Source organism: Nocardia salmonicida NBRC 13393, from assembly GCF_001613085.1.
Classification (GTDB): Bacteria; Actinomycetota; Actinomycetes; order Mycobacteriales; family Mycobacteriaceae; genus Nocardia; species Nocardia salmonicida.
This window is the reverse complement of sequence record NZ_BDBR01000011.1, coordinates 158,108-184,544: the sequence shown is the minus strand read 5'-3', so window position 1 is coordinate 184,544 and position 26,437 is coordinate 158,108. Positions and strand designations below refer to the sequence as shown.

The following is a 26,437-nucleotide window of genomic DNA, read 5'->3' as shown; positions in this document are numbered from 1 at the left end:
CGGAGTGGCGCCCGAAATGCGGGGTATACCGATGAGGTGACTGCATCGAGAACGTGGCTTGCTGTGGTGTGCGCGATTGTTGCCGCTCTCGGGGGCGCGAAGGCATCGGCCGATCCAGGGGCCTATGTGGCGGGCGAGGCGCCGCTGGGTGGCAGGTCCGCGCAGATCGATGTGTACTCGCCCGCGATGGGGCGGGTCATCCAGAACAAGGTGATCAAGGCGGCGGGGGCCGGGGCGCCCACGTTGTATCTGCTCACCGGGGCCGGTGGTGGGGCGGACGGGATCTCGTGGTGGGACAACACCGACGTACGCACCTTCTTCGCCGACAAGTTCGTGAATGTGGTGATGCCGGTCGGCGGCGCGTACACGCTGTACACCGATTGGATCTCCGATGACCCCGGGGTGGGCCGGGTGCGGTGGGAGACCTATCTGACGCAGGAGTTACCCGGGGTGATCGACGGCGCGCTCGAGACGAGTGGGCGCAATGCCATCGCCGGTGTGTCGATGAGCGCGTCCTCGGCCCTGGATCTCGCGATTCGGAGTGGTTCGCGGTTTTCCGCGGTGGCGGCGCTGAGTGGTTGCCCGTGGGCGTCGGATCCGATGGGGATCGCGATGGCCAGCGCGCAGGCGGTGCGTGGCGGTGGGAATCCGGGGAATATGTGGGGGCTGCCCGGTGGGCCGGGGTGGCAGGAGCACGACGTCTTCGCCAACGCGGGGCGGCTCGCGGGGAAGGCTGTTTTCCTGTCCGCGGCGACGGGGGTTCCGGGTGCGCAGGATCGGGGTTTGCCGATGCCGCCGATCGAGGCTCTCGCGGGGGCGTGCACGGCTGCTTTCGCGGGGCGGTTGGGGCAGTTGGGGATTCCGGCTGTGCATGTGCATCGGCCGAGCGGGTCGCATACGTGGGGGCAGTTTCAGGCTGACTTGCATGAGGCTTGGCCGCATTTGGCGGCCGCTATCGGGTGAGAGATCGGGTGAGAAGTAGTCCCGGACGGTTTGACGCTGTGTTTTTGGCGCGCTGGCGCGCGCGCGTCCGCGGCCCTGAGGGGCCGCCGGTCAGGCACCGTTGCTTGCTCCTTCGTCGCCTACGCAACGGCGCCTGACCGGCGACCCGGCCGCGGACCGGCCACTTCGTGGCCGTCCCTCCCTAGGGGTCGGGAGTGCGGTGGGTGGGTTCCTAGGGGGCGGGAGTGCTGGGGGTGGGTTCCTAGGGGGCAGGAGTGCTGGGGGTGGGTTGTTGAAGACAGGGATCGGCTGGGGTGGGCTGAGTGGGAGATGGGGTTGGTGGGGTGGGTATCACGGTGACCAGTTGGGGGGTCGGGGGATTGGTCGAGGGGTGGGGTTCGGGGGTTTCGGGTGGGTTGTGCCGGCGGGTGCGGCGGAACAACCACTGCAGGGTCGCGATGCCGATCAGGGCCAGCAGGGCGGTGGTGAGGCTGATGGACAGGCCGGGTGGGCGCCAGGTGACGGTGAGGGTCGCGTTGCGGGTACCGGGGGGAATGTCCACCGCGACGAAGGTTCCCGCGACGGCTCGGATGGGGATTTCGCTGTTGCCGAGGGTGGCTGTGTAGCCGGGCCAGGCCAGGCGGGACAACACGATTCGGCCGCCGGTCCCGGACGAGACGGTGGCGCGGTTGGTGAGGCCGGCTTCCGGCATCACGCTGGCGTGGACGCCGGATTCATGGGCGATCAGGTCGCCGGGGGAGGGTAGTGGGTTCAGTCGTTCCAGTACCCAGATCTGGTGTTCGTGACCGGGGTAGTGGACGAACTTCCAGCCCGCGGGGGCCGGGTCGTTTCCCGCGTTCGGATACTGACTGCGCTGCAGGACGATGCGATCCAGCCGCATCAAATCGACGATCGGTGTGTCGGTCGACGGTTCGACAGCGAAGACCCTCTTGTACGCGTCGGGGCAGGTGCCGCCGTCCCATGCCATGCACAGCAAGCCGGCGAAGGCCGCGTGCCCCACGGGGGTGTACCCGTTCACATACTGCAGCCCCAGGTTCTTGGCGTAGCTGCCCAATGCGATGGAGCCGTAAGTGCCTGCGAGCGTTCGCTCTTCGTCGCGCACCATGATCCGGTCCGCCAATTGCAGTGTGCGCCCGCCGAAATCGGGGAACGCGGCGGTCATGTCCGAGCGCTGCTCGGCGAATCCGTACGACATCGGGGTCCGCGGCGCCGACGCCACCTGGACGAAGGCGATCGGGAACGTCGCGACAATGGTCAACGCCGCCGCGGCGGCGATCCCGCGCGTGCGGGCCAGCCACACCACTCCGGCTCCGAGACCGAGCACCACGAACACCGCGAGGGCATGCCGTTCGACGAGTTTCGGTGCGGCGGAGAACGATCGGATGAACAGCAACGCGATCAGCGCGCCCGCCGCCGCGTAACGCCGCCGCGACGACGAGAAATCCCCGTAGCGACTGATCAGCACACACACCAGCACCAGCAACGCGATCGCGAGCATCGGCAACACCCGCGCCGGCCACCGCAATGGACCGATCGCGCCCGGCCCGGCCGTCCACATCAGGGTCGCCACCGCGAACAGCGCGATCCCGCTCCAGGACGCGGCAGCGCGCGCGGCGGCCTTCCAGTCGATGAACGCGAGCGCGGGAATCACGAACCACGCGATGTAGACCATCGGTAGCGGCTGCACATGCCCCCACCACGCGGTGAACGCGGGCACGGTGCTGGGCAGGCTGGCATTGAGCGATTCCGACCACGGCACGGTCAGGAACGGGTCGTTGTGGATGGTGGAGACGTCACCGCGCCAGGTGGCCTGCGACGACAGCAGGATCGGCAGATTCGCGATCATCGACGCGAGCACCGCGAGGCCGGACGCGGTGAGCAGGCGCAATACCGGCGCCCACCGACGCTGGTGCAGGTACTCGCCCGCGGCGACCGTCGCGATCATCAGCCCGGATTCGACTGCGGGAAAGGCGTATTGGATGGTCAGCGCGAGGTACAGGAACACGAACAGCGGAATCGGTCCGGTCCGCCCTCGGGCGTAGAGCACCGCGGAGGCCCACGCGTGCACCAGCCACGCGGTGCCGGTCTGCGAGGTGAACCAGCTGGCCTCGTCGAAGAACAGGAACCAGCCGCTGAACGGAAACGCCACGCCGGCGACCGCGGCCCATGGCGCGCGGGCGCCGTAGGCCAGGCAGATGCGAAAGACGCCGAGCGCGGCGATCGCCGAGAACACGAATTTCACGGCGGTCGCGTACAGCGCGAGATTGTCGAAGGAGGGCGCCAGCAGGTACACCAGCAACTGCGCGGGGTTGTAGAGTCCGGCCTCTTCGAGGCTGTAATTGCCCGCCATCCATTCCCACGGCACCATCGCCGGGAATCTGCCCGCCCGCAATTCGGTACCGAGCAACTGCCACATCGGCACGTATTGCGCCTCGGTGTCGTCGGTGTAGAAGTGCCGCGAATCCCCCAGCAGTACAGCGAGATATCCGACCAGCACGGCCGCGATGACGACACCGGCCCAACCCACGACTTGTTTTCGCGGCTCCAGCACCGCGCGTACCCACACGAGCGCGGGAGCATAGGGCATGGAGATGAATCGAACAATAGCGCCAGACGTCCATTCGGCGGTGGTGGACATTTGTCCAGCTCAGATATGGTTAGGGTGGGGTTTGATAGCATTGCGCAACCCGAGCAGGACCCTTCGAGAGAGTCATCAATTGCAGTTCGAAATCGTCGAGCGGGACGAGACCTGGGTGGCCGGTCTTCCGGTTCGCAGTCCCAAACGCGCACTCGGTGAGCTGCGCGACCGTGACCTCGAAGCGGCATGGTCGGCGGTCTTGCATCAGGATCTCGGCGGGCCACTGGCCAGCGCCTACACCGACTACACCGGCGAGTTGAGCACGTACAACACCCAGATCGTGGGTTATCAGTGTGAATCACTCGACCAGGTGACTCGTGGACATCTGGCGGCTCGGCTGCCGCGCGGCGCGTACGCGCGCTTCTCCTCGGTCGGCAATTTCCCGCAGGTGATGACGGATCTGTGGACCCAGATCGCCTACGCCGAGGAGCACAACCAGATCAAGCGCACCTTCACCGGCGATTTCGAGTGCTACCCGCACGCCTACAAGATCGACCTGTACCTGGCGGTCGACCCGCGATGACCTATTCGATCGTGGTCCGTGGCGCGGCGCTGTACGGCGGCCTGGCCGTACCCCGGGTGCATCCGAGCTTCAAAGTGAGCAACAGCGATCTGATCGAGTTCCTCAAGGACCGACTGCGCGACCGGCCCGGCGCCGGCGAACCGCTGCACACGGTCTACGTCCCCGATCCGGCGGGAAATTGGAACGCGCTGGTCGCGCGCGAATACGCGACTCCGGCCGACGTGCCGGTGGGCGATCTCATGCTGCGCGTTCCCAAGGGCATCTACGCCCGTTTCGCGCCCAACGGTGACTATCACGACCCGGTGGAAGACGTGTGGGCCCAGGTCGACGACGCGACGGCGTCGGCCGAGATCTCCCGCGCCTACCGCGAGGAGATCGAAGTGTGGCACGGCCCCGACACGGTGGAACTGTTCGTGTCGATCACTGTCGATAGCTGAAAGTTAGCCGAATTCGAACCGATCGGTCTTGACTCGTTCGCCTTTCGCGCATTCACCCGTTCTGACCTGGGATTATTTCAACTGGCTCAGAAGGTTTCCGGAAAATTAGCCACTCGTATGGTGGATTCCTTCGTAATGACGGATACTGCGTAGGAAATCTTTGGCTGGTCGGACTAAGCCGACGTGGGTGTAGGTACGGAGTTGTATGAGGGTGTCGGCTCACACCGGCTCGGATGACCGGGTGGTTGGTGCGAATGCGGGCGGGTTGCGGTACCTCGACAGCAGTTCTGGATGTCATGTCCGCATCTGTTCCCCTCGGGAAGATCCAGCGCTGTGGAATCAGTACCTCGAGGGTGCGCTGAATGGTTACCGGCACTACGGAGTTCAGGACGCGCTCGACGTCGAATCGCTCGCCGACGGCAGTTCGACGACGGTATTCCTTGCCGCGATCGACCCCGACGGCTCGGTGGTGGCCGGATTGCGCACTCATGGGCCACACGCGAGCGCCGATGACATCCCCGGATTCCGCCCGTGGCTCGGTACTCCAGGCGAGGCCGCGTTGCGTGCGTCTGTCGAAGCCAAGGTGCCGAGCGGGGTCGTGGAATCCAAGGGTGGGTGGTCCACGCGGTCGGTCCCGCGCAGGCCGGAACTCGGCGCGTTGGTGGCCCGCGGCGTCGTGCACGTCACCTGGTTGCTCGACGTGCGGTACGGCTTCGGTGTGAGCCCCCTGCACCAGCTCGATTCCTATCGATCGAGTGGAGCGCGACCCGATCCCGGCATCCCCGCGGTGTCCTACCCGGACGAGCGGTACACCACCGTGCCGGTGTGGTGGGACCTGTCCGATCTCTCGGCGGCGACGCCGGCGCAGCTGGAGCTGATCGATGCCGAGCGTGCGCAGCTACTCGAAGCGCGACGCTCATGATTCGAGATCTCGTACCCGCCGACATCTTTCGACCGTTGGTGCTCGATGACGCTGTCCCTGCCGACGCGGCCGAGTTGGCCCGCATACGGGAAGTCCCCGGAGTCTCGGTCATCGATCTGCGTCCCGCGATGCGATCGGAGCTGGCCCGGCTCAAAGCCGCACCCGAGGCGGATCCGGCAGATGATCGCTGGGTGTACTACCCGTGGCGGTCCTCGCTGGTCGCCATCGTCGGCGCTCCCGCGTTTCGCGCGATTCGGCAGGACCGTAACCGGAACAAGGTGACGATCGTCGAGCAGCGAGAGCTTCGCGGGCAGGCGGTCGGCGTCATCGGACAGAGCGCGGGGCACGAGATCGCCTACGTCATCGCGCTGGAGGGCACCTGTGGACTGCTGCGGATCGCCGACTTCGACACCGTCGAACTGTCGAATCTGAATCGCATTCCCGGTGGTCTGTTCGACATCGGGCTCAACAAGTGCGTGGTCACCGGGCGCAGGATCGCCGAACTCGATCCATACCTGCCTGTCGAGATCTTTCCGGCGGGCGTCGACGAGTCCTCGATAGACGAATTCCTGACCGGCCTGTCGGTGGTGGTCGAGGTGTGCGATTCCCTCGACGTGAAGCTCGCCGCGCGCGAGGCGGCGAGGCGCCACCGCATTCCGGTGCTGATGGAGACCAACGACCGAGGTCTGTTCGATGTCGAGCGATTCGATCTCGAACCTGATCGGCCGCCCTTCCACGGTCTGCTCGGCGAGACGATGGAGTCCGACCTGCGCGGATTATCGAACAGGGACAAGGCCCCGCATGTGATGCGGATTCTCGATCCGAATCAGCTCTCGGCACGACTTGCCGCCAGCCTCACCGAAATCGACGAGACGGTGACCACCTGGCCCCAGCTCGGCAGCGATGTCGGGCTCGGCGCGGCGATCATCGCCACCGCGGTGCGCCGGATCGGCCTCGACCAGGCGCTGCCGTCCGGTCGAATTCGCATCGACTTGGAGCGGGAGCTCGACGGACTCTGCGAACCCGATCGCGGTGACCGGATATTCACCGCCGACGCACCGCTCGTCGAGTCCGATGAGCCGCATACGCCGATCGCGCGCATTCTGCACAGCATCGAGCGCGCACCGTCGGGCGGGAATGCGCAACCGTGGGCGGTGCATGTCGACGGCTCCGTCGTGCACCTCGCTGTCGACCCGGCACGCACTTCCGGGATGGATATCGGATTCCGGGGCAGTGCGGTAGCGCTCGGTGCCGCCCTCTACAACGCCCGCGTAGCCGCCGCAGCTCAGGGTTTGCTGGGAACGCATGAGATCGTGCTCGGTGGTACGGCTCCGGTCTCCGCTCTCCTGCGGCTCGGTGCGCGCGCTGACCCGGAATTGGCCGCCGATTACCCGGGGATGCTCACGCGCGCCACCAATCGGCACCTCGGCGACGGTCGCCCTTTGGATCCGGAAGTGCTTGACGCACTGTCTATTTCGGCTGCAGCCGAAGGTTCGATCGTGCACGGGCTCGTCGATCGCGCGGCGCTCGGCGAGGTCGCGGAACTGCTCGCCGAATCCGACCGCGTCCGCTACCTGACGCCCCGATTACACGCGGAGATGTTCGGTGAATTGCGCTGGCCCGCCGACGATTTACGTACGGGCCTCGATCTGCGAACCATGGAGCTGGCTGCCGACGAGCAGGCCAAGCTGGATATCGGCGCACGCGCCGATGTGATGGCCTACCTGCGGGATTGGTCCGGTGGTGTGGCACTGGGTGACTACGCGTACCAGCGCATTTCGTCCGGGTCCGCGCTGATCGCGATCACCTGCCCGGCCGGAATCGACGCCGATCTGACCGATTATGTGCGCGGCGGTTCTGCCGTGGAGCGCGTATGGATTGCCGCGCAGAAGCTGGGCCTCGCGGTGCAGCCGATGTCGCCGGTTTTCCTCTACGCCCGTGACGACAACGATTTGCGCAACGTATCGGCAGGATTCACAGATACACTGGCCTCGATCAACAAACGGTTCTCCGCACTGATGGGAATTCCCGGGCACGAGACGGTCACGGCAGTATTACGACTGAGCTATGCGCCCGCGCCGACAGTACGGAGCGCCAGGCTCCCGGTACTCGGTCCAGGGAACTGACAGATAGCACGATCGGAGAAACGGTGCCTCGGCGAAACCTCGACTCGTTGGTGACGCAGGTCGCCTCGGAGTTGATGGGTGTCGACGCCACGACCATGGTCGCAGCCAGTGAACGCGTTCTCGCGAGCCTGGTCGACTACTTCGACGTGGAGTTCGCCTACCTGCGCCACACCGTTCGCGAGCTGCGCCAGACGGTGCTGATCGCCGAGTGGCCGCGCCGACCGTACGTGCCCGAGCCTGACCCGCTACGCGTCATCGAGTTCGCCGAGGCCGATTCGCTGTTTCTGGCCAGTGAGAACGCCGTCGAACCAATCCTCGTCAGCCGTGGTGACGAGTACCCCGACTACCAGGAAATGATCCGGCAGAGCACCGGTATGCCCTCGATGGTGACCGCGTGCGTTCCCCTGGTCTCCCGTGGGGTGTCCACCGGCGCGCTCGGCTTCGTCCGGCGCGGAGACCGTGCGTGGACCACCCGTGAGGTCAATGTGCTCAAGGCCATCGCCGCCTTGTTCGCGCAGTTACAGGCCAGGGTGGAAGCCGAGGACCGGCTGCGTTACATCGCCTCACACGACGATCTCACCGGCCTGGCGAATCGGCGCGCGTTGCTCGAGCACATGGAGGAACGGCTCGCGCCGGGCAACCAAGGTCCGGTCGCGACCTTCTTCCTCGATCTCGATCGACTCAAAGCACTCAACGACTTCCTCGGCCACAACGCCGGCGACAATTTCATTCGCACGCTCGCGGCCCGATTGCGCAAGAACTTCGCGCCAGAGGACATGATCGCGCGCCTCGGCGGTGACGAGTTCGTCATCGTGCCTGCCAAGACTATGGACGCGGTGGCCGCCGAACTGGAAGCGAACAGGATCCAGGAGCTGGTCGGACGCCGGGTCTCGGTCGGGCAGGAATCGGTGAGCCGCGGGGTCAGCGTGGGCGTCGCACTCGGTGTGCCCGGTGAGACGACGGTGTCGGACGTGTTGCGTCGTGCCGACCACGCGTTGCTCTCGGCGAAATCCGGCGGTGGCAACGGCATCGCGGTGTTCACCGATGCCATGCGGGTCCAGTTCGAGTTACAGGACGACGTCGAGGTCAACCTGCGCAGCGCGGTGTCCGACGGATCGATGGTGCTGCACTATCAGCCCGAGGTCGACCTGCGCACCGGACGGATCGTGGCACTGGAAGCGCTGGTGCGCTGGCAGCATCCGACCCGAGGGCTGTTGCCACCGGGTGCGTTCGTGGCCGTGGCCGAGGCCACCAACCTGGCGGGCGAGCTCGGCCGGTGGGTGATCCGTTCGGCCTGTTCGCAATTTGCCGATTGGCGCCGCCGTGGGCTTGCCGCCAACGTGGTGATCCGGATCAATGTGTCGCCGGTCCAGCTGGTCAGCGCCGATTTCGTCGAGCGCATCGAGGACATTCTTCGCCTGTACGGCATCGATGGCAGCTCGGTCTGCCTGGAAATCACCGAGCACGTCGTTGTGCAGGATCTGGTGCGAACCAGGCTCACCCTGCGCGGCCTCAAACGAATGGGCGTACAGATCGCCATCGACGATTTCGGTACCGGCTACAGCTCGCTCTCGCACCTCAAGGCGCTGCCCGTCGACGCCGTGAAAATCGATCGCGGTTTCGTGCAGCGCCTCGGTGACAGCGACGATGATTTAGCGATCGTGAAGTCGATCATCGGATTGGCCGGGTCGTTCGGCCTCGGCGTGGTCGGCGAGGGTGTGGAGACGCCGATGGCGGCCAGAACGCTGGTCGGCCTCGGCTGTTACCGCGCGCAGGGGTTCCTCATCGCCCGCCCGATGCCGAGCGAGGAAGTGGAATCGCATCTGCGTGAGGGCCGTATCCCGCTCGACCTCGACCTGCCGCGGGCTGGCCGCGGCGTGGCGTCGAGCTGAATCGCGGCGATGCCGACCGACGATTGGCTTCTGGTGGAGACCCTCGTTCCCGGTGGTGAACCGACGGTGGTTGCCGCGGGCGTGCACCCGAGGCATTGGTCCGGGCTCGGCTCGCTGCGTCGCGTTCTCGGCCCGTCCCGAGCAGGGATCGCGGAGGAGGCGGTGCGGCATTGCCAGGCGGGCGCAGGACCTCGACACGTGGTCGAGGCGGACACGGTGGTCGTGACCGAGCCGGTTCAGTGCGCTTTCGGCGGCGTCCACGGGGTGCGACTGTGGGCCGGGGCCGCCGATGCCCCGATCCCGCCACCGCGGCGGGTCGCCGCGTGGGATTGGGACGCCGACACCGAACTCGCCCATCACGGCCCGGGTTTGGAGGAACTCGTATTCGCCAGGGATCCCGAGCAGGTACGGGTGATTCGCACCCCGCCCGAAGCGTTCGGTCGGATGGCGCGCTTCGACGGGCGCATCGATTACTTCACGATGGTCGCGCAGCTCGACGACGGTGGACAGTGGCAGGGCGAGGTCGACATGGTCGGCGACGACGACGAGGTCCGCCACTTCCAGATGATCACCAGGGCGGTGCCCGCACACCGCCGGATCAGCGCGCTGATGCACGCGATTCCAGAACTCGACACGGCACGGCCCGCCGCCGATCCCGACGCGGCCATGCTGCGCGCCGTCTCGCAGTGCAGCGGCGTCGGCGTCGGCATCATCGAGTTGACCAGCGCGCTGATCTACGAATGGGCCGGTCCACCGCTGCCGCCGCTGGATCGCTGGCTGGTAGAGCGCCCCACCATCGACCTCGACGATCTCGCCGTGCTGCGGACCGCCTGCCACGACCTGGCCCGCGCCCCCGGCACCGCCAGGCAGCTGTCGCTGCGGCTGCGGTTCGTCAACGGGGAGTGGATCACGGCGCGGGCCGAATTGGTTGCCATGGGTGTGGGGCACGGGCTGCTGCGGGTGTGGTCAGCCGGTGACGGTTCGCCCGACGACCACTGAGCCGCATCTTTCGACGCTGTTCACCTCCCGTTCCTCGGGCGGGAGCCGTAGGTAACCCGCGCGGCGCGACGATCGGCGGGTGCGCATCGTGCAGCTAGCCAATTTCTATGGCCCGCGATCGGGTGGGTTGCGCACTGCCCTGCACCACCTGGGTGAGGGATATGTGGCAGCGGGGCACGAGGTGGTGCTGATCGTGCCGGGGTCGCGTCGTTCGGAAGAGGTGCTGCCCACGGGCGCGCTGCGAATTACCTTGCCCGCATTGGGGATTCCGTGGACCGGTGGTTATCGGGCGGCTGATCCGCGGCGGGTGGCCGATGCGCTGTCCGGGTTGTCGCCGGATGTACTCGAGGTGTCGGACCGGCTCACGCTGCGTGGTTTCGGTCGGTGGGCGGGGCGTCGTGGGGTGGCGAGCGTGATGATCTCGCACGAGCGCCTCGACCGGCTGCTCGGCCAGTTCCTGCCAGGGCCCGCCGCGCGCCGCTGCGCCGATGTGGCCAATCGGCGCACGGCCGCCGACTTCGACATGGTCGTGTGCACCACCGATTTCGCGCGCGAGGAGTTCCTGCGGATCGGTGCGCCGAACGTGGAACTGGTGCCGCTCGGCGTCGACCTCGACCTGTTCAGTCCACGCCGCCGTGACCTCGGCCTGCGTGCCGATCTCGGGGTCGACGGACATCCGATGCTGGTGCACTGCGGACGACTGTCGGTGGAGAAGCGCGTGGACCGCAGCATCGAAGCGGTCGGCGCCCTGCACCGGGCCGGGGTACCCGCCCGGCTGGTCGTCGCGGGTGACGGTCCTCGCCGCGAATCACTCGAACGCCGCGCCCGCACCCTGCCTGCCCTCCCCGGTGGTGAACCGGCGGTCCACTTCACCGGCTTCATCAGCGAGCGCGCGATGGTGGCGAAACTCCTTGCCACCGCGGATGTTTCCTTGGCGCCCGGCCCGCACGAAACCTTCGGCCTCGCGGCCCTGGAAGCATTGGCCGCGGGCACCCCGGTAGTGGCCAGCCGTTCCTCCGCGCTCGCCGACATCGTCACCGCCGAATGCGGAGCCATCGCCGCGGACCGACCCCGGGCCTTCGCCCGAGCCGTCACCGACGTCCTGGCCATGCCGACCTCCGGCCGCCGCCTCGCCGCCCGCTCCCGCGCCGAACAGTTCGGCTGGCCGCGCGCGGTCGCGGGGATGCTCGCGGTGCTGGGGCGCTGAGGCCCCGGCGGCGTGGTCAGGCTTCGGCGGACCGGGCGGCCAGGACGGCGTCGTAGAGCTCGCGACGGGAGGCGCCTCGGCCCGCCGAGACTTCGGCGCAGGCGTCCTTGAGCCGCATTCCACCGGCCACCAATGTCTCGACCTCGTCGACCAATTCGGCGGGCTCGGCCGAAACCGGTTGGGAGCCTTCGAGAACCACGGTGATCTCACCGCGGGCCCCGTCGGCGGCCCAGGCGGCCAGTTCACCGAGGGTGCCGCGCACGACTTCCTCATAGGTCTTGGTGAGTTCGCGGCAGATGGCGGCACGGCGGTCGGGGCCGAGGACGGTGACCGCGTCGGTCATGCACTCGGCGAGGCGGTGGGGGGCTTCGAAGAAGACGATGGCCCGTTGTTCGGAGGCCAAGGTGCGCAGCCACTCTCGGCGCTGACCGCCCTTACGCGGAGCGAAGCCGTCGAAGCAGAAGCGTTCCACCGGCAGGCCGGACAGGGCCAACGCGGTGGTGACCGCGGAGGGGCCGGGCAGGCAGGTAACCGGGAGATCGCGTTCGACGGCGGCGGCGACCAGGCGGTAGCCGGGGTCGCTCACTGATGGCATGCCCGCGTCGGTCACCAGCAGGACTGTCAGGCCGCTCGCGAGATCGTCGAGCAGGGCGGGGATGCGGGCGGTTTCCACGTGGTCGTAGAAGCTCACGACGCGGCCGGTGATCTCGACGCCGAGCGACTTCGCGAGTGATTTCGTGCGGCGGGTGTCCTCGGCGGCGACCACGTCGGCCGAACCGAGCGCGTCGCGCAGTCGCTGCGACGCGTCGCCGATATCGCCCATGGGGGTTGCCGCTAAGACCAACACAGTGTTGTCCCGCCTCTCCGGTATTTTGGGGCCGCAGGCGATCAGTACGGCGAGCGGTGCGTGCGATGAGCAGATGGCGCCCGATCCATTCTGTCAGGCGAGCGCGCGGGCCCTGTGCGCGCGTAGGTGGGGAAACGAGGGGGCGCAGTGTCGGGTCGGACTTCGGTGGGCGTACCGCCTACGATCGGGGCGTGATCCCGGTGACCGATGAGCGCGCGATGCCCCCGTCGCGTCCGGTGTCGGCGTTGGTGAGTCCCGCGCCGCTGCGCCCGGCCGCCGATTTCGGCCCGCTCGACACCGCGCGTGGTTGGCTGGTCACCGCGGTGCTCACCTTCATCGCGGCGCTGACCAGGTTCGTCAACCTGAACTATCCGACCGATGCGCGCACTCCCGTCTTCGACGAGAAGCACTACGCCCCACAGGCCTGGCAGATGGTCACCGGCGGCGGTGTGGAGGACAACCCCGCCTACGGCCTGGTGGTACACCCACCCGTCGGCAAACAGTTCATCGCCATCAGCGAGGCGATCTTCGGCTACAACGCGTGGGGCTGGCGCGGCACCGCGGCGCTGGCGGGCACGATCCTGGTGCTGCTCGTGGTGCGGATCGTGCGCCGGATGGCACGGTCCACGCTGATCGGCGCGTTCGCGGGAGTGCTGCTCATCGCCGAGGGGCTGACCTTCGTCTCCTCCCGTATCGGCATGCTCGACATCTTCATGTCGCTGCTGGTCACCGCCGCTTTCGGCTGTCTGATAGTCGACCGCGACGAAGTCCGCGAACGTATGGCTCGCGCGGATCTGGCAGGCCGGGTCGGCGTCTCGGACTGGGGCCCGCGACTCGGCGTGCGCTGGTGGCGGTTCGGCGCGGGAGTGCTGCTCGGGCTGGCGTGCGGCACCAAATGGTCGGGCATCTACTACATCATGTTCTTCGGCCTGCTGAGCGTGGCCTTCGACGTGAGCGCGCGCCGCGCGTACGGGGTGCGCAGGCCGTGGCTCGGCACGATGATCCGCGACGTGGGGCCCGCGCTGTACGCGCTGGTGGTGATTCCGCTGGTGGTCTATCTGTCCTCGTATTGGGCGTGGTTCGCCAGCGAGAACGGGGTGTTCCGGTACGCGGTGGGCAATCAGGTCGGCAGCGGCGGCACGTTCGCGTTCCTGCCCGACGCCCTGCGCTCGCTCTGGTACTACCAGGGCGAGACCCTCGACTTCCACTCCAGCCTCACCAATTCGGCGGGCAACCACCATCCGTGGGAATCCAAGCCGTGGACCTGGCCCATGGGCCTGCGCCCGATGCTCTACTACTACGCCGACGGCACGGTCACCGGTTGCGGCGAAGCGCAGTGTGTGAAGGCCGTGATGGCCGTCGGTACGCCCGCGCTGTGGTGGCTGGCACTGCCCCTGATCGGCTGGATGGTGTGGCGTTCGATCGTGCGCCGCGACTGGCGCTACGCGGCGGTGCTGGTGGGCTACGGCGCCGGGCTGCTGCCGTGGTTCCTGACGCTGGACCGGCAGATGTACTTCTTCTACGCGGTGGTGCTCGCACCGTTCCTGGTGATGGGGATGGCGCTGGCGCTCGGTGACATCCTCGGATCGGCGCGACCCGCGGGGCTACCGCGCAGTCCCACGGGCACCTATCTGCCCGCCCCGGTGAACGAGCGCTACGCCCTCGGCCTGCTGATCGTGAGCATCTATCTGGGCTTGGTGATCGCCAACTTCGTCTGGCTGTGGCCGATCCTCACGGGTCAGGCGATCACGCCGCAGAACTGGCAGGACCACCTCTGGCTGCCGAGTTGGCGATAGGGCTCCTCCGCCTCTCCGGGTATTCAGGCCGGACTCAGGTTGTTGTCCGGTGTGGACGCGACCGGCGGATCAAGATTCGTGCGTCGTTCAGGTGTTCAGTATTTGATGGACGAGATCTAGGGCGTCTGCGTCGTCGAGGCCGAGTCGTCGGGTGGTCGTGACGTAGTCGACGGCGGCGCGGCTGGCTATGTCGCGGGTCGGGTCGCCGGAGGAGGCGATGAAAGAACCTTGGCGGCCACGGGTTTCGAGGACGCCGTCCGCTTCGAGCTCACGGTAGGCGCGGGCGACGGTGTTGGGGGCGATGCCGAGGTCGGCGGCCAGTGCGCGGACCGTGGGAATCTTGGTGCCCGCGGTGAGCGTGCCCGCGCGGACCTGTTCGATCACGGCCGTGCGCAACTGCTCGTAGGGCGGCTGGGTGGAATCAGTGGACAGCTCGACGTGGAACACGGTGCTCACACCTCGTCTCGGGACAGCGGGCAGGACATGCAGCGGGGGCCGCCGCGGCCGGAGCCCAGCTCCGAGCCGCTGATGGTGACGACCTCGATACCCGCCTCGGTCAGGCGCGAGTTGGTCATCTCGTTGCGTTCGTAGGCCACGACCACCCCTGGCTCGAGGGCGAGGGTGTTGTTGCCGTCGTCCCACTGTTCGCGTTCGGCGTCGGGTCCGTCGCGGCCGGTGTCGATCACCCGCAGCTTCGGGATGCCCATCGCCTTGGCGGCGGCGGGCAGGAAGGGTTCGGGTCCGCTGATGCTGATGCGTTCGAGGTCACCGCGTCCGGAGAAGCCGTCCTCGCGGCGGATCGTGAACGCCTCCAGCGATTTCCGCACGCCCGGGTACATCACCACCGCGTCGGTGTCGACCATGGTGCAGACGGTGTCCAGATGCATGGTCGCCCGATTCTGCGCGATCGGCACCACCAGGACGGTGTGCGCGAGATCGTCGTCGAACAGGCTGCGCGCCAACGCTTCCGCGCCCGCGGGCGTGGTCCGCTCGCCGACGCCCACGGCGACAACGCCTTTGGCGAGCAGCAGCACATCGCCGCCCTCGATCGGCGCGGTATGCGATTCGTAGGCCCTGCGCACGCCGAGGAAGCGCGGATGGAACGCGTAGACGAGATCGGTGATGGAGGTCTCGCGGCTGCGGGCGGGCAGCGCCAGCGAGGTGATCGCGACCTTCGGGCCGACCCAGAACGAGGAATCGCGGGTGAACAGCAGATTCGGCAGCGGATCGATGACGAAGTCGCTGCCGTGGTGCATGCGCCGCACCAGTGAGGTGGCGTCGGGGCCGAACGGCAGCTCGTCGAAGGTCATCCCGGCCATCAGGATGTCGGCGAGCGCGCGGGCGTCGAATTTGCGCAGTTCGGCGGCGAGCTGGTCGGCCAGGCCGTGGCCGAGCCTGCGGGCGTGGACCGCCGCCGAGATGCCCTGGATCCTGGCTGCTCCACTGGCGCTGAGGGTTTCGGTCAGCAGATCTGCCAACAACAGCACTTCTACGCCGCGGTCGCGCAGTACGGTGGCGAAGGCGTCGTGTTCGGCTTGTGCGCGTTCGACCCAGGGGATTCCGTCGAAAAGCAGCTGGTCGTTGTTGCTCGGGGTGAGGCGGCGTAGTTCTGCGCCGGGGCGGTGCAGCAGCACCGTCCGTAGCTGGCCGACCTCGGAGGTGACGGTCAGGCGCGAGTCGGGGGCGGTTCCCATTGGCAAACCGTAATGCGAGGACGGCGTGTCTGCGAGCCGCAACGCGCTGGGTTCGGCCACGGCGTGCTCGCCTCTGACACGTGTTCCGCCCATTTTTCGTACACGACACGAATACCTGAAGTATTGTTTAGGTGGTAGTGGGAGGAGCTATAGATGACGATGGCCGATTGGCAAACGAAGGAGCTGACCCCCGGGCAGCTTTCCGATCGTAGTGGAGTTGCAGTGTCCGCGTTGCACTTCTACGAACGCGAAGGTCTCATATCGAGCCGTCGAACCAGTGGCAATCAACGTCGATATTCTCGCGAGACATTGCGTCGGGTCGCCTTCATTCGCATCTCGCAGCGGGTGGGGATCCCGCTCAGCGAGATCCGTTCGGCACTGGATCGTCTCCCCGAGGGCCGCACACCCACCCGTCGCGACTGGGAGACCCTGTCGACCACGTGGCGCGAAGATCTCGACGATCGCATCACCCAGCTGGTGCGCCTGCGCGACAATCTGACCGGCTGCATCGGCTGCGGCTGCCTCTCGCTCGGCTCGTGCAAGCTCGTCAACGAGCACGACCGCCTCGGCGCGGAGGGCCCCGGCGCGCGCGTGCTCGATGTTCAGCTGAACTGCCCGCCCAAATCCGGCTGTGTCTAGCTCTTGTCGGATGCCTGGGGCATCATCGCGGGTATGACTTCTCTGGATGCCAAGGCGAAGACTCTGCTCGAACTGCACCGTCCGGGAAATCCGGTGGTGCTGCCGACGGTGTGGGACGCGTGGTCGGCGAATGTCGCTGTGGCCGCTGGTTTTTCGGGATTGACCATGGGCAGCCATCCGGTCGCCGACTCGATCGGTCGCGCCGACGGCGAGGGCATGAGCTTCGATGAGCTCCTCGCCCGCGTCACCCAGGTCACCGGATCCGTCGAGCTCCCGGTCTCGGTCGACATCGAATCCGGCTACGGCCTCGAACCGCTGCAGCTCATCGACGGCCTGCTCGCCGCGGGCGCCGTCGGCCTCAATATCGAGGACACGGTCCACAGCGAAGGCAAGCGCCTGCGATCGCCCGCCGAACACGCCGATCTGGTCCGCGGTCTGCGCGAAGCCGCCGACGCGGCGGGCGTGCATGTCGTGGTCAACGCCCGCACCGACCTGTTCCTGCGTCAAGACGGCGACGAGGCCGACCGCCTCGACCGCGCCATCGCCCGGCTGACTCTGGCCGCCGAAGCGGGCGCCGACGTGCTCTATCCCGTGGGCAAGCACGCCGATGCCGACCTGCGCAGGCTCACCACCGATCTGCCGTTGCCGGTCAACGCGATCGGCCAGCCGGGCGCACCGGCCAAGGACTACTTCGCCGAACTCGGCGTAGCCCGTATCAGCTTCGGCCCATTCCTGCAGGCCGCGCTGGGCGCCGAAGCGAGCAACCTGCTGGCCGCCTGGAAATAGGGCCGGGCTCTAGGTGGCGCACGGCGAAAGGCCGTGCGCCACAGCTCGTTCGACTATTCCTTGGGCTCGATGTAGCGCGGGAAGATCGGTTCCGGCGCGGGCAGGTCGAGACCGGGGGCCAGGGGAGTGGCGATATCGGTGAAGGTGCGGCCTTCCTGGGCGAGCAGGTCCAGGATCTTGGCCGCGGAGCCGGGCATCACCGGCTGGACCAGGATGGCGACGATGCGGACCACCTCGAGGGTGACGTAGAGGACCGTCGCCATGCGGGCCAGGTCTTCTTCGGTGCCCGACTTGCGCAGTGCCCAGGGGGCATTGGCGGAGAAGTAGCGGTTGGTTTCGCCGAGGGTGAGCCAGATGGCCTCCAGGGCGAGGTGCATCTGCTGGACGTCGAACTCGGCGCGGCACTTGTCGAGCAGCCCGTTCGCGCGGTCGAGCAGCGCACGGTCTTCGTCGGTGAACTCGCCGGGCGTGGGGGACTTGGCGTCGCAGTTCTTGTTGACCATGGTCAGGCTGCGCTGGACCAGGTTGCCGAACTCGTTGGCCAGGTCGCTGTTGATCCGGCCCGCGATGGCGTCGTTGCTGTAGCTGCCGTCCTGGCCGTAGGAGATCTCGCGCAGCAGGAAGAAACGCACCTGGTCGAGGCCGTAGGTGGACACCAGTGAGAGCGGGTCGACGACATTGCCCGTCGACTTCGACATCTTCTCGCCCTTGTTGTACAGGAACCCGTGCACGAACACCCGGTCCGGCAGCGCGATCCCGGCCGACATCAGGAACGCGGGCCAGTACACCGTGTGGAAGCGGGTGATGTCCTTGCCGATGATGTGCAGGTTCGCCGGCCAGAACTTCTCGAACGCGGCGGAGTCGGTGTTCGGAAAGCCGACGCCCGTCAGGTAATTGGTGAGCGCGTCGACCCACACGTACATCACGTGGTCGGGCTCGCCGGGGACCGGAACGCCCCAGTCGAAGGTGGTGCGCGAGATCGACAGATCCTTCAGACCGGCCTTGACGTAGCTGACGATCTCGTTGCGCCGGGTCGAGGGCGCGATGAACTCGGGGCGCTCCTCGTAGAGGGCGAGCAGCTTGTCCTGGTACTGCGAGAGCTTGAAGAAGTAGTTCGACTCCTCGGTCCAGGTGACCGGGGTCTTGGTCTCGGTGGACTCGCGGGTGCCGTCGGCGAGGAGGGTGGTCTCGTCCTCGTTGTAGAAGGCCTCGTCGCGCACCGAGTACCAACCCGAGTAGTTGTCGAGGTAGATGTCGCCATTGGCGAGCATCCGTTCCCAGATGGCGACGCTCGCGGCCATGTGGTCGTCATCGGTGGTGCGGATGAAGCGGTCGAACGAGATGTCGAGCGCCTTGTCCATCGACTCGAAGACGTCGGAATTGCGGGCCGCGAGCTCCTGCACCGGGATGCCTTCGGTGACGGCGGTCTGCTGCATCTTCTGACCGTGCTCGTCGGTGCCGGTCATGAAGAACACGTCGTAACCGTCGAGTCGCTTGAAGCGGGCGATCGCGTCGGTGGAGATGTACTCGTACGCGTGGCCCATATGCGGCACACCGTTCGGGTACGCGATGGCCGTCGTGACGTAGAAGGCGGGCGCCTCGGCGCCTCCGGCTGCACTCATGATGCCCATTACTGTAATCCGGGTGGCAAATACGAATCGTCCGGCTCCGCCAGTTCCGACGCCGCTCGCGCCCCTGATCGATGCCCACACCCACCTCGATGCCTGTGGCGCAACCGATGCCGCGTCGACCACGGCCATCGTGGACCGCGCCGCCTCGGCCGGTGTCGGGCACGTGGTGACCGTGGCCGACGATCTCGCGGCCGCGCAGTGGGCCGTGCGGGCTGCGCAGTGGGATCCGCGGGTGTACGCCGCCGTCGCGTTGCATCCGACCCGGGCCAACGCCCTCGACGACAAGGCCAAGGCCGAGCTCGAGCACCTCGCCACCGACCCGCGCGTGGTCGCGGTCGGTGAGACCGGCCTCGACTACTACTGGCCGGGCAAGCTCGACGGCTGCGCCGATGTCGAAACCCAGATCGAGGGGTTCCGCTGGCACATCGACCTGGCCAAACGCGTGCGCAAACCGCTGATGATCCACAACCGCGAAGCCGATCACGACCTGCTCACGGTGCTGCTCGACGAGGGCGCGCCGGACACGGTGATCTTCCACTGCTTCTCCTCCGACGCCACGATGGCCGAGGCCTGTGTGGCGGAGGGGTGCGTGCTGAGCTTCTCCGGCACCGTGAGTTTCAAGAACGCGCACGAACTTCGAGAGGCCGCCAAGCTGGTGCCCGACGACCAGATCCTGGTGGAGACCGACGCGCCGTATCTGACCCCGCACCCGTATCGCGGTGCGCCGAACGAGTCGTACTGCCTGCCGTACACCGTCCGCGCGCTGGCCGAAGTGCGCGAACAGGACCCGCAGGCGCTGGCCGAGATCACCACCGCCAACGCACGCAGGCTGTATCGGATTCGGTAGTCCGTTTCGTCTGTTCGGCAGGGGGCTGGACATTAAACGTGAGTCGGCTCACATTCGTGCGCTCACGTTGTTATCTACCAGCGCTGTCTATATCGAATTGTGATCTACGATCCCGCTGTTCGGGCGGCCTGGTGTTGTCTACCGCGCACCTCGCCGTTATCGTCCTGTAATCATGTCAGCTTTTGCGCGGATCAACTCGTCACGTTCACCGCTGCTGTTCGCAGCGGTGGCGGCCATGCTGCTGATTCTTCTCGTCGGCGCCTCACTGGCGATCGTGAACCACAAGACGGTGGCACTGGTCATCGACGGCGAACGGACCGAGCTCTCGACGATGTCGCGCGATGTGCGCGCCATTCTGGCCGACGCGGGCTACGAGATCGGCGAACACGACGAGGTGATTCCCGCCGCGGGCGCCAAGGTCGGCGACGGCGCCACGATCACTTTCAATCGTGGCCGCGAGATCACAGTCACCGTCGACGGTGTCGAGCGCATGGTGTGGACCACCGGCACCACCGCTGGCGACGCGCTCGCGTCGATGCAGATCCCGTCCGACACCCACGTGTTGCCGTCCCGCACCGAGAAGCTGCCCCTCGCCGGTGCGGCACTGAGCGTGTACACCCCGCGCAATATCTCGCTGGTCGACGGCGGCGCCGCCCCGATCGATCTGCGCCTCGCCGCCGCGACCATCGGTGAATTCCTCACTGCCGCAGGCGTTCCGTTGAAGGACGAGGACTTCACCGAGCCCGCCGCGACGACGCCGCTCGCCGAGGGCATGCGGGTCGTCGTCACGCGCCAGCACACCGAACAGCGCACCGAAACCCTGCCCCTGGATCCCGTCGAAACGGTGATCGAGGACGTGACCATGAACATGAGCCGCACCGTGGTCGAGAACCCGGGCATGCCCGGTCTGCACGAGGCGACGTTCGCGGTGCGGATGGTCAACGGTGCCGAAGCCTCACGCGTGCAGGTGAATTCGAATGTGATCACGCCCGCGCAGCCCAAGACGATTCGTAAGGGCGCCAAGCCGGGCACCGAGGTGCCGCCGGTGCGCGACGGCGCTGTGTGGGACGCGCTGGCCAAGTGCGAGTCGACGGGGAACTGGGGGATCAACACCGGCAACGGTTACTACGGCGGCATTCAGTTCGATCAGAGCACGTGGGAACGACAGGGCGGGTTGAAGTACGCGCCGCGCGCCGATCTGGCGAGTCGGGAAGAACAGATCGCGATCGCCGAGGTGACGCGGGCGCGGCAGGGCTGGGGCGCGTGGCCTGCTTGCACCGGACGCTTGGGAATCAGCTGATCCAGCAAGACCGTTGAGCTGATCACGCAGGAACATGGGTAACTCCCCGGCTACCTCCCACTTGATACGTGAATCACGCAAGGCCGAGAACTGAACAATCGGACTTCCGGACGGCACGCTGAATACGCGGAGAGGCGGGACCGCCGGTACAGTGCTCTCGTTTCGCCGGGTCTGCTGTGCTCGTGCGGTGGGGTCGGGTCGTTGAACGAGTCGACGGGTGGTTGGGATGTCTACGGTTTCGGCCTGGTGGCGTGCGATTGCCACGGTGGTGCTGTCGGCGGGGGTCGGGGTGTGCGCGCCGGTGACGGTGGCGCACGCGGACGCGCCGGGAACGGTGATCGCGGTTGTTCCGCAGGGCGACGGGTTCCATGGGATGTCGGGGGCTCAGGTCATCGACTACTGGACGCGGGGTGTGGGGGGTGTGCCGCAGCCCGCGAGTGGCGCGCTGTATCTGCCGACCGGGGTCGCGCCCGCGGGTGGTTGGCCGATCGCCACCTACGACCACGGGACCACGGGACTCGGCGCGGGCTGTGGCGGGCAGTCGGATCCGGCGGGTGCGCCGTGGCCGCAAGCGCAAGCGGGCCAGGATGTTTTCCTGCGGCATCTGGTGTCGAAGGGGTTCGCTGTCGTCGCGCCGGATTATCTGGGTCTCGGCAGGTTCGACACCGGTCCGCATCCGTACCTCGGGATCGACACCGAGGCCACTGCCACGATCGATATGCTCCGGGCCGCGCATTCCGTGCGTGATGATCTGTCGCCGGTCTGGGTGGCGACGGGAATGTCGCAGGGTGGGCAGGCCGCGCTCGGCACCGCGCATCGGCAGGTGAGCTACGCGCCGGAGCTGGACTTCCGCGGGACCATCGCGATCGACCCGGAGTCGGACGTGGAGAAGGTGGCGACGCTGCTCGGGCCGGGCAACCCCGATCGCCTCAGCGGCGGAATCCTGGGGTTCTCGGCCAGCATCCTGGCCGGACTGCGAGCCGCTCGCCCGGACGCGCAGGTCGACAGTTACCTGAGCCCGCTCGGCCGTCAGGTCGTCGACGAGATCGGTGCCCTGTGCTCCGACGCCATCGACGACCGGGTCGCCGATCTCACGCTGGGCGAGATGCTCAGCCGCTCGCTCGGAGACGAGCCCATGCGCTCGGTGATGGCCGACTACATGACCGTCCCGACCAGTGGGTACGACGCGCCGATCGTGCTGCTGGTCAACGCCACCGACCGCACGGTGCCCTCGCCGCTCCACGCGGCGCTGGCCGCGCAGTTCACCGCGGGCGGCGTGGACTACACACCGGTGGTCGGGACAGGCAGTCACTGCGAGCTGAATCCGGCGATGTGGGCCGCGATCGACGAGTTCTTGGGTCGGGTCGTCGCGGGTTAAGGGTTCTCTGTCATTCGGGGTCCCGACGATCGTTGATCTGTACACTCGTCCAAAATCTTGATCGCCTGGTAGAGAGACCGAACTGTGCTGAAGAACCCGATTCGGGCGACCGTTGTCGCCGCGCTGGCCGCGAGCGCTGTCACGGCCGCCGGCTTCACCCCGGCAACGGCCGAGACCCCCGGTTCACTCATCTCGGTGCGGGCCGAGCCCGCAGGCTGGCACGGGCTCGACAGGGGCTCCTCGGTCGAATACTGGATGACCGACTCGGCGGGCGTCCAGCGCCCGGCCAGCGGCGCGATGTTCCTCCCCGAAGGCGAAGCCCCGGCCGGTGGTTGGCCGATCGTGGCCTATGCCCACGGCACTTCGGGCTCCGGCCCGGGATGCGGCGGTCAGGCCGATCCGGAGCTCGCGCCGCTGCCGCTGCATCGCGCGTCCGAGGACCGGCTGATCAAGCGGTTCGTCGACCAGGGCTTCGCCGTGGTCACCCCCGACTACCTCGGCCTCGGCCGCTTCGACACCGGCCCCCACCCGTATCTGGAAGTGCGCAGCGAGGCGACCGCGACGATCGACCTGGTTCGCGCGGCCCGTGCCGCCAGCCCTGAACTGTCGCGGACCTGGACCGCGGCGGGCACCTCCCAGGGCGGTCACGCGGCGCTGAGCGCGGCGCATGTCCAAGCCGAATACGCTCCCGAGCTGGACTTCCGCGGCACCGCCGCCATCGACGCCGCCTCCGATGTGGAGAAGATCCTGCCGTTGCTCGGGCCGGACATCCCGTCGGCGCCCGGACTTTCGGGCACCACGTCGTTCGTCGTCAGCATCCTGGCCGGGCTGCGCGCCACGCACCCGGAACTCGATGTGGACTCCTATCTGACGGAGCGCGGCAAGGCGCTCGTCGACGACGCGGGCACCCAGTGCCTCGACGAGATCCTCGCCGCGACCAAGGGCGTGACCTCGGCCGATTTCCTGGCGCGCCCGCTCGCCCCGCTGCGTGAGCCGCTCGCGGCGTACATGATGCTGCCGACCAGCGGCTACGACGCCCCGATCCTGCTGACGATGAACGTCACCGACACGGTCGTGCCGTCCCCACTGCACGCGGCGCTGGTCGCCCAGCTCGCGGCCAACGGCGTCGATCAGCAGGTGGTCACCGGCACCGGCCAGCACGGCTCGGTCTCGCCCGAGCAGCTCGCCGCCATCGACGGTTTCCTCGCGCGCGTCAACGCCGCCCCGACACAGCGCTGAGCTGCCTCATCGGCGAGGTTGGTAGGTTCTAGCGGTGTCCGAACCAGAGAATTCCGCTCGAGGTAGCCGTGCCGCATTGCTCGGTCCCGTCGAGGTCCGGACGCTGGCCGAACGTTTCGGCGTCCGACCCACCAAGCAACTCGGACAGAACTTCGTGCACGACGGCAATACCGTGCGTCGCATCGTGTCCGCGGCCGGTGTCGGTGCGGGCGACACCGTGCTCGAGGTCGGTCCCGGTCTCGGCTCGCTGACGTTGGCGCTGCTCGACGTGGTCGATCAGGTGGTCGCCGTCGAAATCGACCCCGTGCTGGCCAACTACCTGCCCGAAACCGTCGCCGATCGCGCGCCCGGCCTGGTCGAGCGGCTGCGGGTGGTCGAGGCCGACGCGCTGCGGGTGCGCCCGGAGCAGTTGCCCGCCGTGCCGACCGCGCTGGTGGCGAACCTGCCGTACAACGTGGCCGTGCCCGTGCTGTTGCACCTGCTCGCGACGTTGCCGAGCATCATGGTGTCGCTGGTGATGGTCCAGGCCGAGGTGGCCGACCGGCTGGCCGCCGAGCCCGGTAATCGGGTGTACGGGGTGCCGAGCGTCAAGGCGGGTTTCTTCGGTAAGGTTCGTCGCGCGGGTCATGTGGGGACGCAGGTCTTCTGGCCGGTGCCGCGGGTCGAATCGGGGCTGGTGCGCATCGACCGCTATGTCGAACCACCGTGGCCGATGGACGAGGCGCATCGCCGCCGGGTGTTCGAGGTGATCGACGCGGCTTTCGCGCAGCGGCGAAAGACCTTGCGGGCAGCGCTGTCCGGATGGGCGGGCTCGCCCGTCGAGGCCGAGCGCAGGCTCGTCGCCGCGGGCATCGATCCGACGGCGCGGGGGGAGACCCTCGAAACCGCGGCGTTCGTCCGGTTGGCGGCGACGACTTAGGTCCGCGAATCGTAGTTTCTCGCAGGAGAACCCGCAGTACACCGGCCGTTCATCGGCACGGGTCGGGCGGTCCCTGTGAAAGCACTTGTGGATAACCGGTTTTCGCCGTGTCCGGAGTTGATCATGGTCGGCGGGCGGCGTTCCCGGTCGCACCCCGGAATTCGGTTCTCACCACGTCTGGGGATGGATGTGGATGACATTGTGGATGGTTCGTCGGGCAGTGCGACGGGGGTGAACCGCCGGTGAACGGCTGGTCAGCCGTGCACCGGCGGCGCGGAAATCAGGCGCTGAGCGCGTAGCCCGCTTCGTCGACTGCGGCGGCCACTTCGGTATCGGCCAGTTCGCCCGCGCTGTCCACGCGAACGAGACCGCTGGCGAGGTCGACATCCACACTGGTGACGCCGTCGATCTTGCCGATCTCCTGCTTGACCGAGCTCGCGCAATGCCCGCAGGTCATCCCCGTGACGGTGTAAGTGGTGGTGGCCATGGCCGACTCCTTCGCTTCGAACATACGGTCCAGGGGTATGTCCCCGACACGGACGAACATACCCCCCGTGGGTACCTAGCGCAAGGCCTTGTTCGAACGGCGGGTGTTCGACGTGCGTACTAGTCGGCCGAACCTATTACGCTTGGTGATCGTGCTGTCAGTTGTGCCCAGCCCGGTCGTCGTGCGAGCTCCGTCGAAGGTGAACCTGCATCTCGGAGTCGCTGATCTGCGTCCGGATGGATACCACGACCTGACCACCGTCTTCCAGGCATTGTCCCTCGCCGACGACCTCCGCTTGGCCCCGTCGGCCTCGCTCGCCGTGCGGGTCACCGGCGAAGGCGCCGCCGAGGTGCCCACCGACCGCACCAACCTGGTCTGGAAGGCCGCGGTCCGCCTGGCGCACCTGGCAGGCCGTGCCCCGCTGGTCGAGATCGCCATCACCAAGGGCATCCCGGTGGCCGGTGGCATGGCGGGCGGTAGTGCCGACGCGGCCGCGACCCTGGTCGGGCTGAACGAGCTGTGGGACCTCGGGCTGACCCGCGACGAACTGTCCACGATCGCCGCCGAACTCGGCAGCGACGTCCCGTTCGCGCTGCACGGCGGCACCGCGCTGGGCACCGGTCGCGGCGAACGCCTGCTTCCGGTGCTGTCGCGCAATACCTTTCACTGGGTCCTCGCGTTGGCCAAGGAGGGCCTGTCCACCCCTTCGGTCTTCCGTGAACTCGACCGCCTCCGCGCCGAAGGTGAGCCGCCGCGTCTCGGCGACCCCCAGAAACTCATGCAGGCACTGGCCGCGGGCGACCCGCACACCCTCGCGCCGCTGCTCGGCAACGACCTGCAGGCCGCGGCCCTCTCGCTGAAACCGGAACTGCGCCGCACCCTGCGCGCGGGCGTCGGCGCGGGCGCGTTGGCCGGCCTGGTCTCGGGTTCGGGCCCCACCTGCGCCTTCCTCTGCGAATCCGAGGAAGTCGCGATCGGTGTCGCCGCCGAACTGGCGGGCGCGGGCGTGTGCCGCAGCGTGCGCACCGCGAGTGGACCGGTTTCGGGAGCGCGTGTGCTCGACAGTGAGACGCAGCCCAATCGCTGATGGACACGGCCGCCGCGGCAGGGGCCAGAGCGGCCAACGGCCGGTCCTCTATGATCACAGGCAACAGATCTTGTATGGAC

General features: G+C 67.5%; 23 protein-coding genes. 17 read left to right on the top strand and 6 right to left on the bottom strand.

The window, feature by feature from the left end; all coding sequences use genetic code 11:
• The first annotated feature begins 36 nt into the window (after nucleotides 1–36).
• Nucleotides 37–963, top strand: coding sequence for an alpha/beta hydrolase (locus NS1_RS13985; RefSeq protein ID WP_235569384.1), 927 nt, complete (start codon nucleotides 37–39; stop codon nucleotides 961–963).
• Between the two features lie 241 nt (nucleotides 964–1,204).
• Here the strand turns inward: NS1_RS13985 and NS1_RS13980 are convergent, their stop codons facing one another.
• Nucleotides 1,205–3,550: a glycosyltransferase family protein gene (locus NS1_RS13980; RefSeq protein WP_255284527.1), complete on the bottom strand. Its 2,346-nt coding sequence runs from the start codon at nucleotides 3,548–3,550 to the stop codon at nucleotides 1,205–1,207.
• A gap of 130 nt (nucleotides 3,551–3,680) precedes the next feature.
• Here NS1_RS13980 and NS1_RS13975 point away from each other — a divergent pair, with 130 nt between their 5' ends.
• From NS1_RS13975 to NS1_RS13945, 7 genes are all read left to right on the top strand, one after another.
• Nucleotides 3,681–4,124 (top strand): GyrI-like domain-containing protein, encoded by a 444-nt coding sequence (locus NS1_RS13975; RefSeq protein WP_056813911.1) that lies wholly within the window; start codon nucleotides 3,681–3,683, stop codon nucleotides 4,122–4,124.
• Nucleotides 4,121–4,561: a hypothetical protein gene (locus NS1_RS13970; protein ID WP_056813908.1), complete on the top strand. Its 441-nt coding sequence runs from the start codon at nucleotides 4,121–4,123 to the stop codon at nucleotides 4,559–4,561. The genes NS1_RS13975 and NS1_RS13970 overlap by 4 nt, the downstream gene beginning before the upstream one ends.
• Nucleotides 4,562–4,802: 241 nt before the next feature.
• A complete protein-coding gene (locus NS1_RS13965) occupies nucleotides 4,803–5,483 on the top strand; it encodes a hypothetical protein (protein WP_157125209.1) in 681 nt (226 codons plus the stop codon).
• A complete protein-coding gene (locus NS1_RS13960; RefSeq protein WP_062984816.1) occupies nucleotides 5,480–7,609 on the top strand; it encodes an Rv1355c family protein in 2,130 nt (709 codons plus the stop codon). Before NS1_RS13965 ends, NS1_RS13960 begins: the two co-directional genes overlap by 4 nt.
• A gap of 74 nt (nucleotides 7,610–7,683) precedes the next feature.
• Nucleotides 7,684–9,501 carry a putative bifunctional diguanylate cyclase/phosphodiesterase gene (locus tag NS1_RS13955; protein ID WP_062984978.1) on the top strand — a complete coding sequence of 606 codons (1,818 nt, stop codon included), beginning with the start codon at nucleotides 7,684–7,686 and terminating at the stop codon, nucleotides 9,499–9,501.
• A 9-nt stretch (nucleotides 9,502–9,510) separates the two neighbouring features.
• Complete coding sequence (locus NS1_RS13950) at nucleotides 9,511–10,500, top strand: GAF domain-containing protein (protein WP_062984813.1); 990 nt, start codon at nucleotides 9,511–9,513, stop codon at nucleotides 10,498–10,500.
• A gap of 79 nt (nucleotides 10,501–10,579) precedes the next feature.
• Complete coding sequence (locus tag NS1_RS13945; protein ID WP_062984811.1) at nucleotides 10,580–11,707, top strand: glycosyltransferase; 1,128 nt, start codon at nucleotides 10,580–10,582, stop codon at nucleotides 11,705–11,707.
• A 16-nt stretch (nucleotides 11,708–11,723) separates the two neighbouring features.
• On the opposite strand, the gene rsmI is transcribed toward NS1_RS13945, so the two are convergent.
• Nucleotides 11,724–12,554 carry a 16S rRNA (cytidine(1402)-2'-O)-methyltransferase gene (rsmI, locus tag NS1_RS13940; protein WP_255284526.1) on the bottom strand — a complete coding sequence of 277 codons (831 nt, stop codon included), beginning with the start codon at nucleotides 12,552–12,554 and terminating at the stop codon, nucleotides 11,724–11,726.
• 191 nt (nucleotides 12,555–12,745) lie between these two features.
• Between rsmI and NS1_RS13935 the strand changes: the two genes are divergently transcribed.
• Nucleotides 12,746–14,350 carry a dolichyl-phosphate-mannose--protein mannosyltransferase gene (locus NS1_RS13935; protein WP_255284525.1) on the top strand — a complete coding sequence of 535 codons (1,605 nt, stop codon included), beginning with the start codon at nucleotides 12,746–12,748 and terminating at the stop codon, nucleotides 14,348–14,350.
• Nucleotides 14,351–14,437: 87 nt separating this feature from the next.
• Here NS1_RS13935 and NS1_RS13930 read toward each other — a convergent pair whose 3' ends face one another.
• Nucleotides 14,438–14,806: a GntR family transcriptional regulator gene (locus NS1_RS13930; protein ID WP_373864335.1), complete on the bottom strand. Its 369-nt coding sequence runs from the start codon at nucleotides 14,804–14,806 to the stop codon at nucleotides 14,438–14,440.
• Nucleotides 14,803–16,044: an arginine deiminase gene (arcA, locus tag NS1_RS13925; RefSeq protein WP_062984807.1), complete on the bottom strand. Its 1,242-nt coding sequence runs from the start codon at nucleotides 16,042–16,044 to the stop codon at nucleotides 14,803–14,805. Before arcA ends, NS1_RS13930 begins: the two co-directional genes overlap by 4 nt.
• A gap of 153 nt (nucleotides 16,045–16,197) precedes the next feature.
• Here arcA and soxR point away from each other — a divergent pair, with 153 nt between their 5' ends.
• On the top strand, nucleotides 16,198–16,683 hold the full coding sequence (soxR, locus tag NS1_RS13920) for a redox-sensitive transcriptional activator SoxR (protein ID WP_056813892.1): 486 nt from the start codon (nucleotides 16,198–16,200) through the stop codon (nucleotides 16,681–16,683).
• A 33-nt stretch (nucleotides 16,684–16,716) separates the two neighbouring features.
• On the top strand, nucleotides 16,717–17,469 hold the full coding sequence (locus NS1_RS13915) for an isocitrate lyase/PEP mutase family protein (protein WP_062984805.1): 753 nt from the start codon (nucleotides 16,717–16,719) through the stop codon (nucleotides 17,467–17,469).
• Nucleotides 17,470–17,522: 53 nt separating this feature from the next.
• On the opposite strand, the gene metG is transcribed toward NS1_RS13915, so the two are convergent.
• Nucleotides 17,523–19,091, bottom strand: a complete 1,569-nt coding sequence (gene metG / locus NS1_RS13910; protein ID WP_062984803.1) for a methionine--tRNA ligase — start codon at nucleotides 19,089–19,091, stop codon at nucleotides 17,523–17,525.
• 1 nt (nucleotide 19,092) lies between these two features.
• Between metG and NS1_RS13905 the strand changes: the two genes are divergently transcribed.
• From NS1_RS13905 to rsmA, 5 genes are all read left to right on the top strand, one after another.
• Nucleotides 19,093–19,947 (top strand): TatD family hydrolase, encoded by an 855-nt coding sequence (locus NS1_RS13905; protein ID WP_062984801.1) that lies wholly within the window; start codon nucleotides 19,093–19,095, stop codon nucleotides 19,945–19,947.
• A 172-nt stretch (nucleotides 19,948–20,119) separates the two neighbouring features.
• The gene (locus NS1_RS13900) at nucleotides 20,120–21,247 is read left to right on the top strand and encodes a resuscitation-promoting factor (RefSeq protein ID WP_062984799.1); all 1,128 of its coding nucleotides are present in this window, start codon (nucleotides 20,120–20,122) and stop codon (nucleotides 21,245–21,247) included.
• 226 nt (nucleotides 21,248–21,473) lie between these two features.
• The gene (locus tag NS1_RS13895) at nucleotides 21,474–22,625 is read left to right on the top strand and encodes an alpha/beta fold hydrolase (protein WP_062984797.1); all 1,152 of its coding nucleotides are present in this window, start codon (nucleotides 21,474–21,476) and stop codon (nucleotides 22,623–22,625) included.
• Nucleotides 22,626–22,709: 84 nt separating this feature from the next.
• Nucleotides 22,710–23,864: a lipase family protein gene (locus NS1_RS13890; protein WP_062984795.1), complete on the top strand. Its 1,155-nt coding sequence runs from the start codon at nucleotides 22,710–22,712 to the stop codon at nucleotides 23,862–23,864.
• A gap of 34 nt (nucleotides 23,865–23,898) precedes the next feature.
• The gene (rsmA, locus tag NS1_RS13885; RefSeq protein ID WP_056813872.1) at nucleotides 23,899–24,783 is read left to right on the top strand and encodes a 16S rRNA (adenine(1518)-N(6)/adenine(1519)-N(6))-dimethyltransferase RsmA; all 885 of its coding nucleotides are present in this window, start codon (nucleotides 23,899–23,901) and stop codon (nucleotides 24,781–24,783) included.
• A gap of 280 nt (nucleotides 24,784–25,063) precedes the next feature.
• Here rsmA and NS1_RS13880 read toward each other — a convergent pair whose 3' ends face one another.
• The gene (locus NS1_RS13880; protein WP_062984973.1) at nucleotides 25,064–25,270 is read right to left on the bottom strand and encodes a heavy-metal-associated domain-containing protein; all 207 of its coding nucleotides are present in this window, start codon (nucleotides 25,268–25,270) and stop codon (nucleotides 25,064–25,066) included.
• 151 nt (nucleotides 25,271–25,421) lie between these two features.
• On the opposite strand from NS1_RS13880, the gene NS1_RS13875 reads away from it, so the two are divergent.
• The gene (locus tag NS1_RS13875) at nucleotides 25,422–26,357 is read left to right on the top strand and encodes a 4-(cytidine 5'-diphospho)-2-C-methyl-D-erythritol kinase (protein WP_056816101.1); all 936 of its coding nucleotides are present in this window, start codon (nucleotides 25,422–25,424) and stop codon (nucleotides 26,355–26,357) included.
• The last annotated feature ends 80 nt before the right edge of the window (nucleotides 26,358–26,437 follow it).